The following is a 15553-nucleotide window of genomic DNA, read 5'->3' on the forward strand; positions in this document are numbered from 1 at the left end:
GCAGGCTAACGCTCCTACCGGGGGCAGCCACAGAGAGGCGTCATTCAATGAAGAAGACAGCAACCACCGGGTTCTCCCGCAGGATCTTCCTGGGAGCGGCAGTCACTGCAGCGGGCCTGGGCCTGAGCGGCTGCGCTGGAGGTGGTTCCCCGGCAGCAGGCGGCAACGTGGAACTCAATTTCGTCTACTGGGGCGATTCCAACCGGGCCAAGATGACGGACGCGGCCATCAAGGTCTTCGAGGAGAAGAACCCCGGCATCACTGTCAAGAGTGAGTACCAGGACAGCGGCCCCTACGCGGACAAGCTGGCCACCCGGTTCGCCGGCGGCAACCCGCCGGACGTCCTGGCCATGGCCAACCGCAGCCTCCTCGAATACGCGCAGCGCGGCACCCTTGCGGACCTGAAAGAGCTTCCGGAGCTCAACCTGGAGAAAATCCCGGCCACGGTCCAGAGCCGAGGCGAGGTGGACGGCAAGCTTTACGGGCTGGCCACCGGCGTCACCACCATCGGCATGGTGGTGAACAAGACCATCACGGACCAGGCCGGCGTCACCATCCCTGACGACAAGACCTGGAGCTGGGAAGACTATGCAAAGTTTGCCACTGAGGTGACCCAGAAGACCGGCGGCAAGGTCTACGGCGCCGGTTACGACGTTTCAACGGAAACCGGCCCCATCCTGCTTGCCCGGCAGCGCGGCGAGGACTTCTATACCGAGGACAACAAGCTCGGCGTCAGCGAGGACACCATCCGCGAGTGGTTCCAGTACAGCGTTGACCTGCGCAACGCAGGTGGGTACCCGCCCGCGGGATTCTTCGAGCAGATCGGCGGCTCGCCCGCGCAGTCCTACCTGGCGAAGGGCACGGTGGCCTCCCAGATCATTCCCATCAACAACTTCCGGGGCTATAACGAGGCTGTCCAAGGCGACGTGGTACTTCTGCGCATGCCCGGCGAAACCACGGACAAGAGGCGCGGCTACTCCGCTGACCCCACCATGCTCTGGTCCATCGCCGCGAAGTCCAAGCACCCCAAGGAAGCCGCCAAGCTCCTTGACTTCCTGACCAACGACGCCGACGGCGCGGCCGAAACGCTGACCCAGCGCGGTGTGCCGATCAATCCCGATGTGGCGGAGTCCATCACTTCGAAGCTCAGCGCTGACGACACCACCTTCGTCAACATGATGGCCGCCATCCAGGAGGACGACCTTCCCGCGGCCTACGTCTACCCCAAGGGCGCCAGCGTGGTGGCTGACACCCTCAAGCAGCTGGCCACCGAGGTGGAGTTCGGCAGGATCACCCCGGCTGACGCCGCTAAGACATTCCTTGAGAAGAGCAATGCAGCCATCAACAAGTAGCACCCGCCCACAGCAGAAAGGAGCCTGACGCATGTCGGTGCTGACCAAACAAGCCCCCGGCGCGGCGGCCTCGCTTGCGGCAGGACCTCCGGGCCGCCGGAAGCGGGGCACCGCGCGGCGAAGGAACCAGCGGTCGGGTTATTTGTTCCTGCTGCCCTGGTTCCTGGGCATGCTTTTCACCATCATCCCCTTCTTCGCCTCCCTGTACCTGGCGTTCACGGACTACAACCTGTTCACCGAACCCAACTTCGTGGGGCTGGCGAACTTCCAGGCGATGACCGAGGACCCCCGGCTGTGGCAGTCGCTGAAGGTCACGTTCATCTACACGTTCGTTTCAGTGCCCATTTCGCTGGCCGTTGCGCTGCTGATTGCCCTGGTGCTCAACCGGGGGCTGCAGGGCCTGGCAATCTACCGATCCGTGTACTACCTGCCCTCCCTGCTGGGCGGCAGCGTGGCCATCGTCATGCTCTGGCGCTACATCTTCGGCAACGAAGGAATCGTTAATAGTTTCCTCGGGTTGTTCGGCATCGCCGGCCCGGCCTGGGTGACGGATCCGGACTTCTCCCTGAGCACCCTGATCGTCCTGAACGTCTGGACCTTCGGCTCACCCATGGTGATCTTCCTGGCCGGACTGCGGCAGGTCCCCACCATGTACTACGAAGCGGCGTCCATCGACGGCGCTTCCCGGTGGCGGCAGTTCCGCAACATCACCATCCCGCTGATCAGCCCCATCATCTTCTTCAACCTCATCATGCAGCTCATCGGGTCCTTCCAGACCTTCACCCAGGGCTACGTCATGAGCGGCGGCACCGGCGGCCCGGCTGATTCGACGCTGTTCTACAACCTCTACCTGTACCAAAAGGGCTTCACCGAATTCGAGATGGGGTACGCCTCGGCGATGGCCTGGCTGCTGCTGATGATCATTGCGATCTTCACCGCCATCAACTTCATCGCATCCAAGTTCTGGGTCTTCTACGACAATTAAGGCAACCCCCATGGCACTCCTCGAATCACCTCCCACATCAGCCACCAAACCCGGCAAGCCGTCGAAGCAGCCCAAGCAGGCGGATCCGGAAGACGCCCTCACCGGTACGCGGGGCACCCGGTTTTCCCGGCACCTGATCCTTTGCCTGGTGGGGCTGGTGATGATGTACCCGCTGCTGTGGCTGATCTCCAGCTCCTTCAAGCCCAGCAACGACATCTTCCGGCAGCTGGGGCTGTGGCCGGACAACTGGGATTTCAGCAACTACGCCGAGGGCTGGACCGCGCTGAACCAGCCCTTCCACGTCTATCTGATCAACTCGATGATCGTGGTGGTCTTCTCCATCATTGGCAACATCTTCTCCTGCGCCCTGGCGGCGTACGCCTTTGCCCGGATGGAGTTCACGGGCCGCAAGCTGTTCTTCGCCCTGATGCTGGGCACGCTGATGCTTCCGGGGCACGTACTCCTGGTGCCGCAGTACATCATCTTTTCCCAGCTCGGCTGGCTGGACACCTACCTGCCGCTGATCGTGCCCAACTTCATGGCCACCAACGCGTTCTTCATTTTCCTCATGGTGCAGTTCATGAAGGCGCTGCCCAGGGAACTGGACGACGCCGCGCAGATCGATGGCTGCGGACCGTTCCGCACCTTCCTGCGCGTCATCCTGCCGCTCTGCGTTCCCGCCATGGCCACCACCGCCATCTTCACGTTCATATCAACGTGGAACGAGTTCTTCGGCCCCCTGCTTTACATCCAGAACCAGGACCTCTACACCGTCCCGCTGGCGCTCCGGGCCTTCATGGACTCCGAGGGCCAGAGCATGTGGGGACCCATGTTCGCCATGTCCGTGGTGTCCATCGCACCCATCATCGGCTTCTTCATTGCCGGCCAGAAGTACCTGATCAACGGCATCGCGACCACCGGCCTGAAGTAGCCCGCGTCTCTCCACGCATCACCCACTCAACAACACAGTGCACGGTGCCCGGGCTGGAGGCTGTCCGGGAGCCGGAACAAAGGAGTTTTGCATGAGTTTGCGTCGGTTCTTAGGTGCGGCAACCGCCGTCGTCCTTCTGTCCAGCCTGGCAAGCGCGCCGGCGACGGCGGCACCGCCGCTGCAGGGTTCCGGTGCCGCGACCCCGTCGGTCCCGGCACCCACCGTCCAGGCAAATGCCGTCCTGGCACCCGCCGTCCTTGCCCCCGCTTCGCTGTCCGAGGGGAACGGGCCGCTGTGGAAGCAGACGCCCGACGGCTTCGCATCGCTTCCCGGGAACGGGCTGGCGGGCACCACCGGCGGGCAGGCGGGACGGATTGTCACGGCCTCCACCATCGCCCAGCTCCAGGAGTATGCCTCCGCTGCAGAGCCACTGGTGATCTTCATCAGCGGCTCCCTCACGGCTGATCAGTACCTCAAGATGCCTGTCGCTGCCAACAAGAGCTTCATCGGCATGGGCGCTGGGGCCGAGGTGGTCAACGCCGGCTTCAAGCTGGTCAACGTCTCCAACGTGATCTTTCGGAACTTCACGGTCCGGGATTCCTACATCCCGGGTGACTGGGACGGCAAGCGGCCGGACAACGACCGTGACGGCATCCAGCTCGATACCAGCCACCACGTCTGGGTGGACCACATGAAGTTCGAGCGGATGGGCGACGGCCTGATCGATACCCGCAAGGACTCGGACTACCTGACCTACTCATGGAATGTGTTCGCGGACAACAACAAAGCCCTGGGCGTGGGCTGGACAGCCAACGCTGTCACGAAGATGACCATCCACCACAACTGGATCCGCAACACCACCCAGCGGAACTTCAGCCTGGACAACACCGCCGCCGCGCACGTTTACAACAACTACCTCCAGGACGTTGGCCAGTACGGCATGATGGGCCGCAACAACGCCAAAGTGGTGCTGGAAGGTAACTACTTCACCGCCGTCCAGGACCCGATTGTCGCCAAGGACCCCGCCACCCAGGTGGTCAACCGGGACAACATCTTCGACTCCATCCGGGGCCGCAAGGACAACGTGGGGGCCGCATTCGACCCCGCCGCGAACTATTCCTACACCATGGACGAGGCCGCGGCAGTGCCGGGCATCGTCAGCGCCGGCGCCGGACCCCGCGAAAACAATGCACCGAACAAGGCCACAAACATCACCGTGGCACTGGACGGGACGGGAGACTTCGGCAGCCTGCAGGCCGCCATCGGCTCCATTCCCGCCGGCAGCACCCAGCCGCGGACCATTACCGTCAAACCCGGCACCTACCGCGAAGTGGTGAACGTCTGGGCCGACCGGCCCAACCTCACCATCCAAGGCGCAACAGCCAACCCGGCCGACGTCGTCATCACCTACGACCTGCCCGCGAACGGCGCAAAGTTCTTCGGCGGAACCTGGGGAGCCGTGGGCAGCGCCACGCTGACCGTGGCAGCCTCGGGCACCACCGTCCGGAACCTGACAGTGGAAAACGCCTACGACGAGGCAGCCAACGGCGGAAGCCAGGCGCTGGCCGTCCGCAGCGTCGCGGACAAGGTGGTGTTTGACGGCACCCGATTCCTGGGCAACCAGGACACCTACCTCGCCGACACCACAGGCCGGGACGCCACCGCCAGGACCTACCTGAAGAACTGCTACATCGAAGGCGACGTGGACTTCCTGTACGGCCGCGGCACGGCGGTTTTTGACGGGTGCACCATCCATTCCCTGGACCGGGGAAGCGATACGAACAACGGCTACATCGTGGCCCCTAGCACCAAGAACTCCAACCCGTACGGCTTCCTGATCGTCAACAGCACGCTCACCTCCGAGGCCGCTCCGGGCACCGTCAGCCTGGGCCGTCCCTGGTTTGCCAGCAGTGATCCGGACGCCCACCCCATGGCGGTCATCCGGGATTCAGTCCTGGGCAGCCACATCGCGGTCCAGGGCTGGGCGGATATGAGCGGCCACGCGTGGACTGAGGGCCGGTTCGCTGAGTACAAGAACACCGGCCCCGGTGCCTACGTGAACCAGTTCCACCCGCAACTGTCCGACGTTGACGCCGCCAGGTTCACCGCGGAAGCGTTCCTCGGTGACTGGACCCCGGCAGGACGTGGCTGAGCGATGACCGGCAACCACTATTTCGAGGAGAACCACCAGTGATGTCCCTGGCTGGATCCGTTGTACTGGCCACCGCTGTTGCCCTCGCCGGGCCACTTCCCGGGCCCGCCCCATACGTCGCGGAGCATGCACCGGCCTCCACCGACCTGGGGCGGCAAGTCCTGGCCGCAGGTGACGGCTGGGCCTCCGCCGAGGGCGGAACCACCGGCGGCTCCAGCGCGGCACCCGGGAACGTGCACGAAGTTTCAACGAGGGATGAGCTCGCCGCCGCGGTGGCGGGAAACGAGCCCAAGATCGTGTACGTAAAGCAGGGCTTCAACGCAAACACCGCCTCGGATGGCACCGCCATCACGTGCGAGGATTACGCAACCGGCGGCTACTCACTTGAGGCCTACCTTGCGGCTTTCGACCCGGCGAACTGGACGGGGCCGGCATCCGGCCCCCTCGAAGACGCCCGCAAGGATTCAAGTGCGAAGCAGCGCGAACGGGTCCGGGCCAATGTCGGCGCCAACACCACCATCGTGGGCGTCGGTGACGTCCAGCTCACGGGCTTCACGTTGAACATCGACAATGTGGATAACGTGATTGTCCGCAACCTCCACCTCTCTGACGCCTACGACTGCTTCCCGGGCTGGAACGGGGACACCTGGAAAACCGAATGGGACAACCTCGTGGTCTCCGGCTCCACCCATGTGTGGCTGGACCACCTGACCCTGGACGACGGCGAAACAGCCGATGCCGGCCAGCCCCGGTATTTCGGTGAACGGTTCCTGCGGCATGACGGCCTCCTGGACGTGGTCCGGCAGGCAGACCTGGTCACCATCTCCTGGAGCCGGCTCTCGGGCCACGACAAATCCATGCTGTGGGGCAACGGAGACGGGGCGACGGCGGACCGCGGCAAGCTGCGGGTTACCCTCCACCACAACGAATTCGTGGACCTTGGGCAGCGTGCGCCCCGGGTCCGGTTCGGGCAGGCGCACGTGTACAACAATGTGTACCGCGTGACGGACCCGGCTCAGTACCAGTACTCATGGGGTGCGGGCGTGGAATCCAGCATCATCGCCCGTAACAACACGTTCGAGCTCACGGAAGGCATCCCGGCCGCACAAATTATCCGGAATTTCGGCGGCACGGGAATCGACGAGGCAGGCACCTGGGTCAACGGCCGGAAGGTCAACGTCCTGGACGCCTATAACGCTGCCAACCCGGATGCTGCGCTGGCCCCTGCAGTCAGCGGCACCGCCGGGCCCCACCTGCGAATCGAGCCGGCTCCGGCAGCCCGGGAAAGGGTGGGCCGTGAAGCAGGGTCTGGCCAAGGCTCTTGAAGTCCTACTAGTCTTCAGGAACGGCCCGCAACCGGGAGCAACGATGATCACGAGGAGCGAAGTTGTCCAACCACACGTACAGCATTTCTGAAATTGTCGGTACCTCCACGGAAGGTGTGGACGACGCCGTTCGGAACGGGATCGCCAAGGCCTCCCAGACCCTCCGCAACCTTGACTGGTTCGAAGTCAAGGAAGTCCGGGGCCACCTCGAAGACGGCAAGGTGGCGGACTGGCAGGTGACCATCAAGATCGGTTTCCGCCTCGAAGAACAGTAGGACGCGTCCTTAATCGGATGAAGAAGGCCGTGGCCCCGGGGGTCACGGCCTTCTTCATGCGGCACATCCCTCGCGCCGGTACTGCGGGGGCTTCGCTTTAGTAGGCCTGTCCCAGCGACCGGCGCCGCCATACTGTGGGAACGCCGTCGAACGCGGGAAAAACGTGGCCCTCGAAGAAGGACAGCACCGTGTGTGGATCGTGGTCCGGGCTCCACAGTCCGGACACCGGGCAGTGCGAGCCGGTGGACGTCGAGGCGGTGCCGGCGGGAGCGGCCTGGCGTTCTTTCAGCAGCGCGATGCGTTTCATCGTTGAGACCATCCTTGGGAAGAAGTGTGTTCCCCCAGCCTACGAAACCCCACGGGTCGCCAAAATGGATTCCTGGCCAAACAACGAACCTTTGCTTGGTCAAACGTACAAGGCGTTTAGGACTCTGCTACGCCGGAGGGTGGAACCTCGGTTGCCCGCTCCCGTTCGGACGGCGCCTCGCCCGCGCCCAGGCTGCCCAGCAGGGCCAACGCGTCCGACGACGGCGAGCCCGGTTTCGCTGAATACACCCTCAGCACCTGGTCGGGGTCGTCCGGAAGGGCGAGGCTTTCAAAGTTCAGTTCGAGGTCCCCCACGGTGGGGTGATGCAGGCGCACGATGCCCGCAGACCGACTGGCCACCCGGTGGCCGGCCCACCACTGACGGAACTGTTCGCTGTTCACCGCAAGCTCCCCCACCAGCTGGTTGGCCTGCGGATCGTTCGGGTGGCGGCCCACATCGAGCCGCAGCGCCCCGGCCGCCTCGGCCGCCAGCGTCTTCCAGTCGCGGAACAGCTCCCGGGCCGCCGGATCGAGGATGAGCCAGCGGGTGAGGTTCCGCTCCGCCGCGGGCAGCGAGGGAAAGTCAGTGAACAGCAGGTACGCCATCCTGTTGCCGGCAAGGACATCGTTGCGGCGGCCCAGCAGCAGGGCGGGCACATCGCCCACGGCCTCGAGCAGCTGCCGCAGCCCCGGCCGCACTCCCTGGGCAGCCGGACCCGTGGCCCGCGGGTTGGCGGCGCAGTTCTCCAGCAGGTCCATCATGTGCGCATGCTCGCTGCTGTCCAGCCGCAAAGCCCGCGAAACCGCGTCAAGGACCGTCCGGGAAGGATGGATGTTGCGGCCCTGTTCGAGCCGTACGTAGTAATCCGTGCTGACGCCGGCAAGGCGGGCTACTTCCTCGCGCCGCAGCCCCGGCACGCGGCGGGCGCCCGTAGTGGGCCCGGCACCGGCATCCTCCGGTGTCAGGCGCGACCGCATGGCTTTGAGGAATTTTCCGAACTCGGCACTTTGACCCATGCTGACCATTCTGCCCGCCCATCCGGCACTCCTCCTACACCGAAGGTAGGACTGCCGGTCCTAGGAAAAACAGGATCACGGTCACCTGCTGACGCGGCGGGCAAAAGTGCATAGGCTCAATACTGAGCCAGCGGAAACCGCTTTCTCCCCTGTCGAGCCAACGGCACCGATCCCAGCACCAGCATCATCCAAGGAGCACCATGTCAGAGCTGACACTGAACAACGGCGTCACCATCCCCCAGCTTGGCCTCGGCGTTTTCCAGGTCCCGCCGGAAGACACCCAGCGGATCGTCGAGGACGCGTTCGAGGCGGGTTACCGGCACATCGACACCGCTGCCGGATACCGCAACGAGGCCGGCGTCGGCGCCGCCATCGCGGCGACGGGCATCGCGCGCGAGGACATCTTCGTCACCACCAAGCTCCGGAACGGCGAGCAAGGCAAGGCCCAGGAAGCGTTCCAGAACAGCCGTAAGGCACTGGGACTCGACTTCGTCGACCTCTACCTCATCCACTGGCCCGTCCCGTCGCAGGGACTTTTCGTCCAGGCCTGGAAGGAACTGGAACGGCTTTACGACAACAAGCAGATCCGGGCCATCGGCGTCTCCAACTTCCTTTCCGACCACCTGGACACCCTGCTGGAATCGTCCGAAATCGTCCCGGCCGTGAACCAGATCGAACTGCACCCCAGCTACCAGCAGGCAGACCTTGCGGCCAAGTGCCGGAGCCTCGGTATCGAAGTGGAGGCCTACAGCCCGCTCGGGCAGGGCGGCGACCTGAACGGCAACGCCGTCACGGCCATCGCAGACGCGCATGGAGCCACCACGGCACAGGTGGTGCTCGCCTGGCACCTCGCCTCCGGAAACATCGTGATCCCCAAGTCGGTTGACCCCGGCCGGATGCGCGAGAACTTCGCTGCGTCCTCCCTGGCGCTTTCCGACGACGAACTGGCCAGCATCACCGCCCTGGAGTCCGGTGCCCGCATCGGCTCCGATCCCGCCGTCGCGTCCTTCACCCAGATGTAGGTTTCGGCCGTCTCAGCCACCGGGGCGCCGGGCCCAGCCACCGCAGCGGCGGACGCGAATCCGCCGGTCCGGCAGCCCCACCCCAATCTCCGAGAGGAACCCAGCAATGCAGTACACCCATCTTGGCCGCTCAGGCCTGCAGGTCTCCCGCCTTTGCCTTGGCACCATGAACTTCGGCCCCCAAACCGAGGAAGCCGACGCGCACAGCATCATGGACTCCGCGCGGGAGCACGGCATCAACTTCTTCGACACCGCCAACGTGTATGGCGGTGCCGGCCACCGCGGCTGGACCGAAGAGATCATCGGACGCTGGTTCGCCAAGGGCGGCGAGCGCCGCGAACACACCGTGCTGGCCACCAAGCTCTATGGCACCATGACGGACCGGCCCAACGAATCCAAGCTCTCCGCGCTGAACATCCGGCGTGCGCTGGATGCCAGCCTCAAGCGGCTGCAGACGGACTACATCGACGTCTACCAGTTCCACCACATCGACCGGAATACACCGTGGGACGAGATCTGGCAGGCCATCGAAGTGGCAGTCCAGCAGGGCAAGATCCTGTATTCCGGCAGCAGCAACTTTGCCGGCTGGCACATTGCCCAGGCCCAGGAGGCAGCGCACCGGCGCAATTACACGGGCCTGGTCAGCGAGCAGTCCATCTACAACCTGTTCCGCCGTGAACTGGAGCTTGAGGTGATCCCGGCAGCGCAGCAGTACGGCCTGGGGCTCATCCCGTGGTCACCGCTGCAGGGCGGCCTCCTGGGCGGCGTGCTGAAGAAGGAACGCGACGGCGTCCGGCGCACCGAGGGACGGGCCCTGGAAACCCTGAAGAAGCACGAGGACCAGATCCGCCAGTACGAGGATCTGGCCGATGACCTGGGGCACGAACCAGGCGACGTCGCACTGGCCTGGCTCCTGCACCAGCCCGCCGTTACGGCACCGATCGTCGGGCCCAGGACGCAGGAACAACTGGATGCCGCCATCCGTGCCCTGGATGTCACCCTCGATGAGGACGCGCTCAAACGGCTGGACCACATTTTTCCGGGGCACAAGACCGCTCCGGAAGACTACGCGTGGTGACCCCACCGTCAGGTGCCGGGACGGCCTCGGGGACGGTGGCGCCGAGGAGCATCCTCTTCATCGGCGGCACCGGGGTCATCAGCGCGGCGGCGGCTGAGCACGCCGTCGCGCTGGGCCACCGGCTCACCATCCTGAACCGGGGCTGGTCCACCCGGCCGGTTCCGGACGGCGCGGAGGTCCTGCATGCGGACGTCCGGGACCCGGCGTCGGTCAGGGACGTGCTGGGGGCAAGGGAGTTCGACGCCGTTGCGGACTTTATCTCGTACACCCCGGACCAGGCGCAGGCCGGGCTCGAGCTGTTCCGCGGCCGGGCCGGGCAGTACGTGTTCATCAGTTCCGCGTCGGCCTACCAGAAGCCGCCCACCCGGTTGCCCATCCTGGAATCCACGCCGCTGAAGAACCCGTTCTGGCAGTACTCCCGGGACAAGATCGCCTGCGAGGAGCTGCTGTTCCGGGCCTACCGGGACGAGGATTTCCCGCTCACCGTGGTGCGGCCCTCCCACACCTATGACCGGACCAAGATCGCCATGGTGGGCGGCTGGACTGACATCCACCGCATGCGCGCCGGCCTCCCCGTCATGGTCCACGGCGACGGCACCTCGCTGTGGACCCTGACCCACAGCAAGGACTTTGCCAAGGCCTTCGTGGGTCTGCTCGGCAGGCCGCAAGCGGTGGGTGAAAGCTACACGATCACCTCTGACGAGTACCTGCCGTGGAACCAGATCTACCGGCTGTTTGCCCGGGCTGCCGGGGTGGCTGAGCCGGAACTGGTGCATGTTGCCTCGGAAACCATCGCGGCCCACAGCCCGGAGCTCGGGCCCAACCTGCTGGGCGACAGATCGCATTCAGTGGTGTTCGACAACACCAAGATCAAGTCCCTGGTCCCGGAGTACACCGCCACCATTCCGTGTGCCGACGGTGCCCGGGAGATCGTCCAGTGGTACGACGCCAACCCGGAGCTGCAGCAGGTGGACCAGTCCTATATGGATCTCAGCGACACCCTCACCACTTGGGCCGCGGGCGGCGCGCACTAGCGCCTCGCCGGGACAAACAGGAACAAGCAGGACAAAGGACGCCGACGGCGGGGAGGTGGGCTCCCGCCGTCGGCGTTCTTTTTCCTGCAGCGCCCCATGGCGCAGACGGCCTACCGCATGGGCCAGGTGCCGGCGTCGTCCGCGGCGAACGCATCCAGCGCCGGCAGTGCGTGCCCCGCAAAGTCGAAGACTGCCTGGATTTCCCAGGCATTGCCCGATGCGGGGTCGGCCGGATCCCAACCGTTGCCGGGTACCGACGTCCAGGCGGGCTCCCAATAGACGGCGCCCAGGCCGCGTCCGCCGGGAGCGGATGCCACCACGTCCTGCACCGCCCGGAAGTTGGCGGCCTGGCCGGCCGGTGTTGCCGGGTAGCCCTTGACGAGCTGTGAGCCGTTGGCGATCACGTTTTCCCACGGGGCGTTGGGGTTGTCCTCGAGGGTGAACGGGTACGAGGTTTCCACCACCAGCACGTCCTTGCCGTACCGCTGGGACAAGGTGGTCACGGCGTTCTGCAGGTCCGCCAGGGTGCCGTGCCAGTACCCGTAGTAGGACAGGCCAATGATGTCCATGGGCACGCCGCGCTTGGTGACTTCATCGAACCACCAGGTCAGCCCGCCGATGCCGTTGTTGATGTTGGTCAGGTGGAGCACTGTCCTGGTGTCCGGACTGACGTCCTTGACGGCACGGGTTCCGGCTTTGAGGAAGGTAGCGAGGTTGTCCCACTGGGCACCGTCCACGCCGTCAGCTGGATCCACGTCCCAGGTCTGGCCCAGCGGCCAGAGCATGCCGGGGTTGATTTCGTTGCCCACCTGCGCGGCGTACGGCGTGATGCCGGCGGACTTCAGCGCAGCCATGACGTCCTTGGTATGTGCGTACACGGCGTCGGCCATGGCTGCCGCGGACATGCCCTTCCAGGCAGCGGGAACGCTCTGCGCCCCGGGATCGGTCCAGCGGTCGGAGTAGTGGAAGTCCACCAGCACCTTCATGCCCTGGGCCTGGGCGCGTTTAGCCATGTCCACCACCTGCTGCCGGGTGTTGTAGCCATCGGCTGGATTGACCCAGACCTTAAGGCGGACCAGGTTGGCGCCGGCATCGGCAAAAGCCTCCACCGGGTCTACCCGCGTACCGTCAGCCGTGGCGTACACTGCGCCGTGGTCCTCGTTCTTGGGAACGCCAAAGAGATCGGCGCCGCGGAAGGTCCGCTCCACCCGGCCTTCGGAGAAGGTCACGTTGTCCATGCTGGCCCACGCCCCGGCGCCCGTGGTTGTGAGGGAGAGGGTGCATTTGCCCGCGACGTTGGCGCTGACGGCGAGGGTCAGCCACTGGTCGTCGGTTTCCGTGGAGGGCACGACGGTGGAACCGTCGCTTCCGCATCCTGTGAGGACCAGGCGCGACGAATTCACCGGGCCACCGGACTTGATCGAGGCGCGGAAGGTCCACCACCCCTTTTTGAGGCCCGTGACGGTCTGTGAGGTGGTCACCGTGTTGTCCGAGGCCAGGTAGTGGGTAAGCCGGTGAGCCGAGTCGGCTCCCCCGGACTCCACCGTGGCCGCGCCGGCCGGGCCGGAAACGGACCAGCCCGCGGTCCCCGCTTCGAAGCCCGGGTTGGATACGGATGCCGGTCCAACCCCGGCCGGCCTGCCCTGGGCCGGGGCAGCAGTGGCAGGGCCGGCAGCCAGCAACGCTCCTGCCAGGGCCAGCGCGGTGACGGCGGCCAGGGTCCGGCCGGATGGCAACGTCCGGCCGGAGAGTTGTAAGCGGCCGGACAGTCGTTTACTCGCAGTGCGCATCGTGCGGGGATTGATCACTGGGGCGTCCTCCTTGACGTTGAACCGTGGTTGTGGAAACCGGCCAGGGCCTGGGCGGCCCCGGCCGGCGGTCTGTAGGGCTAGCTGGACCCTTCGGGGTTCCGGATGACCCGCACGGTTCCGGCCGGAATGGAGGCGACGCCGTCCACCCTTTCACCGGAAACCATGTCCAGTCCCGAGACTGCGAATGACGCGTCAGCCTCGGTGTGGTTGATCAGGAACGTGAAGCGGTCTGCACCGTTGCTGCGCACGGACACCTCCAGGCCGGACGGGTGCCCGTCTCCTGCGGACAGCCCGGCGTGGGCCAGCGCCTCCGTCAGGATGGCGGCCAGGCCGCCGTCGTCCAGGTCCGTGGAGACGTACCAGGCCGTGCCACGGCCGAAGGCGTTGCGGGTAATGGCCGGTCCCGGCGCGGCCGGACCGTCCTGGTAGCGGGCCACGACGTCCGCGGTGGTGGGGTGGATTTCCTCGGACCAGATGGTGCCGGTCCCCCGTCCGGCGCTGAGCTGGACTGCCTGGTGTTCGCGCAGGGGCAGGAATTCGTGGATTTCCAGCCCCAGCAGGTCACGCAGCGGACCGGGCGAAGCTCCCGCGGGAACGGTGTCCGTGGCGTCCACGATGCCCGAGAAGTAGGACACCATCAAATGCCCGCCGCCCTGGACATAGTTGCGCAGGTTGGCCGCCGCAAGTTCGCCCACGAGGTACAGGGCCGGGGCGAGCACCAGGTCGTAGCCGGATAGATCCGATTCCGGGTGGGCGAAGTCCACGGCAACGCCACGGTTCCACAGCACCGAGTAGTAGGCCTCGATCCGCTCGCGGTGGGTCAGTTCGTTGCTGGGCCGCCACTCCAGGTCCTGGGCCCAGAAGGATTCGACGTCCCACAGGATGGCCACTTTGGCGGTGACAGTGGAGCCCTTCACGGCCCTAAGTTTCTTCAGGTCGTCGCCCAGGTCCAGGACTTCCCGCCAGATCCGGGTGCCCGTACCGGCATGCGGAAGCATGGCCGAGTGGAACTTTTCCGCCCCGAAGCGGGAGGCGCGGAACTGGAAGAACATCACGGCATCGGCACCGCGGGCCACGTGGGCCACGCTGTTGCGGGCGAGCTCCCCCGGACGCTTGGCGATGTTGCGGCCCTGCCAGTTCACCGCGCTGGTGGAGTGCTCCATCAGCATCCACGGCTTGTTTCCGGCCAGTGAGCGGGTCAGGTCCGCATCCATGGACAGGAGAATGTGGTTGTCCGTCCGCTGCGCCACGAGGTAGTGGTCATTGGCCACGATGTCCACCTCCCGGCTCCAGGCCCAATAGTCCGGGGACAGGCAGTTGGTGGCCATGAAGTTGGTGGTCACCGGGATGTTGGGGGCGTAGCGGCGGATGACGTCGCGTTCTGCGATGAAGCACTCCAACATGGCGTTGGAGGTGAACCGGGCGAAGTCCAGCCGCTGGCCCTGGTTGCTGACGCTCGCGGAGATCCGCGGGGCATCGATCTCGTCCCAGGCGTTGTATTTCTGGCCCCAGAAGAGGGTGCCCCAGGCCGCGTTAAGCGCGTCGAGGCTGCCGTAGCGGGCCTGCAGCCAGGTCTGGAACGCCGCCACGGAGGCGTCATCGTAGGACTCGCTGACGGGAGCGCCGTACTCGTTGTGGACATGCCAGAGGACGACGCCGGGGTGGGAACCATAGCGCCGCGCCAGCTGTTCGGTGATGTTTACCGCAGCCCGGCGGTAGTCCGGCGAGCTGGGCGCGGCCATTCCGCGGGAGCCGTGGCCAAGAGTGAGCCCGTCCCGGGTCACGGGATGGGCCTGAGGGTACTTCTTCCAGAACCAGGCCGGCGGGGCGGCGGTGGGGGTGCCCAGGTCGATACTGATACCGGCATCGGTGAGCAGGCCGACAAGGTGGTCCAGCCACTCGAAGTCGTACTCCCCTTCCCGCGGTTCCAGCAGGACCCAGGAGAAGATCCCAACGCTGACCAGGTTGATGCCGGCTTCGTGCATCAGGGCGATGTCCTCCACCCACACCTCGCGGGGCCACTGCTCCGGGTTGTAGTCCCCGCCGTAGCAAAGGCCCGCCGGGCGCTGGACCCACGGCGCCGGCGCGAGTCCAGGTGCTGGTGCCTGCAGGACGTCTGTCATCGGGTGATCTCCTTAGAACTGTGTGCGCTCCCAGTAGTATCACAGCTCATCAACGAAGTGATACAGGCAATATTTTGTTGACATAGATCACAACTGTGTGAATTACTGGAACCGCTCACAGGGCTTGGTTGACGCAGTGTGT

13 protein-coding genes are annotated in these 15553 nt (G+C 65.4%); 9 read left to right on the top strand and 4 right to left on the bottom strand.

Annotated elements, in window-relative coordinates:
- The first annotated feature begins 47 nt into the window (after positions 1 to 47).
- The 6 genes from QE394_RS07275 (at position 48) to QE394_RS07300 (ending at position 7020) form a co-directional block, all read left to right on the top strand.
- Positions 48 to 1352 carry an extracellular solute-binding protein gene (locus QE394_RS07275; RefSeq protein WP_349034156.1) on the top strand — a complete coding sequence of 435 codons (1305 nt, stop codon included), beginning with the start codon at positions 48 to 50 and terminating at the stop codon, positions 1350 to 1352.
- A 31-nt stretch (positions 1353 to 1383) separates the two neighbouring features.
- Entirely contained in the window at positions 1384 to 2337 is a 954-nt protein-coding gene (locus QE394_RS07280; RefSeq protein WP_056082505.1) for a sugar ABC transporter permease, read from the top strand.
- A gap of 10 nt (positions 2338 to 2347) precedes the next feature.
- Positions 2348 to 3268 carry a carbohydrate ABC transporter permease gene (locus QE394_RS07285; protein ID WP_261618656.1) on the top strand — a complete coding sequence of 307 codons (921 nt, stop codon included), beginning with the start codon at positions 2348 to 2350 and terminating at the stop codon, positions 3266 to 3268.
- A gap of 91 nt (positions 3269 to 3359) precedes the next feature.
- Complete coding sequence (locus tag QE394_RS07290; RefSeq protein ID WP_349034157.1) at positions 3360 to 5420, top strand: pectinesterase family protein; 2061 nt, start codon at positions 3360 to 3362, stop codon at positions 5418 to 5420.
- 41 nt (positions 5421 to 5461) lie between these two features.
- Entirely contained in the window at positions 5462 to 6745 is a 1284-nt protein-coding gene (locus QE394_RS07295; RefSeq protein ID WP_349035384.1) for a pectate lyase, read from the top strand.
- 62 nt (positions 6746 to 6807) lie between these two features.
- On the top strand, positions 6808 to 7020 hold the full coding sequence (locus tag QE394_RS07300) for a dodecin (RefSeq protein WP_015935720.1): 213 nt from the start codon (positions 6808 to 6810) through the stop codon (positions 7018 to 7020).
- A 97-nt stretch (positions 7021 to 7117) separates the two neighbouring features.
- Here the strand turns inward: QE394_RS07300 and QE394_RS07305 are convergent, their stop codons facing one another.
- Positions 7118 to 7327 (bottom strand): hypothetical protein, encoded by a 210-nt coding sequence (locus QE394_RS07305; protein ID WP_015935719.1) that lies wholly within the window; start codon positions 7325 to 7327, stop codon positions 7118 to 7120.
- Positions 7328 to 7443: 116 nt separating this feature from the next.
- Entirely contained in the window at positions 7444 to 8343 is a 900-nt protein-coding gene (locus QE394_RS07310; protein WP_056083121.1) for a helix-turn-helix transcriptional regulator, read from the bottom strand.
- Between the two features lie 200 nt (positions 8344 to 8543).
- Between QE394_RS07310 and QE394_RS07315 the strand changes: the two genes are divergently transcribed.
- The 3 genes from QE394_RS07315 to QE394_RS07325 all read left to right on the top strand — a co-directional run bounded on the left by QE394_RS07315 (position 8544) and on the right by QE394_RS07325 (position 11477).
- On the top strand, positions 8544 to 9365 hold the full coding sequence (locus QE394_RS07315; protein ID WP_261618652.1) for an aldo/keto reductase: 822 nt from the start codon (positions 8544 to 8546) through the stop codon (positions 9363 to 9365).
- A 106-nt stretch (positions 9366 to 9471) separates the two neighbouring features.
- On the top strand, positions 9472 to 10443 hold the full coding sequence (locus QE394_RS07320) for an aldo/keto reductase (protein ID WP_056082517.1): 972 nt from the start codon (positions 9472 to 9474) through the stop codon (positions 10441 to 10443).
- Positions 10440 to 11477, top strand: a complete 1038-nt coding sequence (locus QE394_RS07325; RefSeq protein ID WP_349034158.1) for an NAD-dependent epimerase/dehydratase family protein — start codon at positions 10440 to 10442, stop codon at positions 11475 to 11477. The genes QE394_RS07320 and QE394_RS07325 overlap by 4 nt, the downstream gene beginning before the upstream one ends.
- Before the next feature lie 110 nt (positions 11478 to 11587).
- On the opposite strand, the gene QE394_RS07330 is transcribed toward QE394_RS07325, so the two are convergent.
- On the bottom strand, positions 11588 to 13285 hold the full coding sequence (locus QE394_RS07330; RefSeq protein WP_349034159.1) for a glycosyl hydrolase 53 family protein: 1698 nt from the start codon (positions 13283 to 13285) through the stop codon (positions 11588 to 11590).
- 80 nt (positions 13286 to 13365) lie between these two features.
- Positions 13366 to 15411, bottom strand: coding sequence for a beta-galactosidase (locus tag QE394_RS07335; protein WP_349034160.1), 2046 nt, complete (start codon positions 15409 to 15411; stop codon positions 13366 to 13368).
- Between the last annotated feature and the right edge of the window lie 142 nt (positions 15412 to 15553).

The sequence above is a fragment of the Pseudarthrobacter sp. SORGH_AS 212 genome, from assembly GCF_030818145.1.
Taxonomy (GTDB): Bacteria; Actinomycetota; Actinomycetes; order Actinomycetales; family Micrococcaceae; genus Arthrobacter.

Bases quoted from the DNA above. Each gene is read 5' to 3' on its own strand.
- QE394_RS07275 (WP_349034156.1), top strand. From the start codon at position 48: ATGAAGAAGACAGCAACCACCGGGTTCTCCCGCAGGATCTTCCTGGGA.
- QE394_RS07280 (WP_056082505.1), top strand. From the start codon at position 1,384: ATGTCGGTGCTGACCAAACAAGCCCCCGGCGCGGCGGCCTCGCTTGCG.
- QE394_RS07285 (WP_261618656.1), top strand. From the start codon at position 2,348: ATGGCACTCCTCGAATCACCTCCCACATCAGCCACCAAACCCGGCAAG.
- QE394_RS07290 (WP_349034157.1), top strand. From the start codon at position 3,360: ATGAGTTTGCGTCGGTTCTTAGGTGCGGCAACCGCCGTCGTCCTTCTG.
- QE394_RS07295 (WP_349035384.1), top strand. From the start codon at position 5,462: ATGTCCCTGGCTGGATCCGTTGTACTGGCCACCGCTGTTGCCCTCGCC.
- QE394_RS07305 (WP_015935719.1), bottom strand. From the start codon at position 7,327: ATGAAACGCATCGCGCTGCTGAAAGAACGCCAGGCCGCTCCCGCCGGC.
- QE394_RS07310 (WP_056083121.1), bottom strand. From the start codon at position 8,343: ATGGGTCAAAGTGCCGAGTTCGGAAAATTCCTCAAAGCCATGCGGTCG.
- QE394_RS07315 (WP_261618652.1), top strand. From the start codon at position 8,544: ATGTCAGAGCTGACACTGAACAACGGCGTCACCATCCCCCAGCTTGGC.
- QE394_RS07320 (WP_056082517.1), top strand. From the start codon at position 9,472: ATGCAGTACACCCATCTTGGCCGCTCAGGCCTGCAGGTCTCCCGCCTT.
- QE394_RS07335 (WP_349034160.1), bottom strand. From the start codon at position 15,411: ATGACAGACGTCCTGCAGGCACCAGCACCTGGACTCGCGCCGGCGCCG.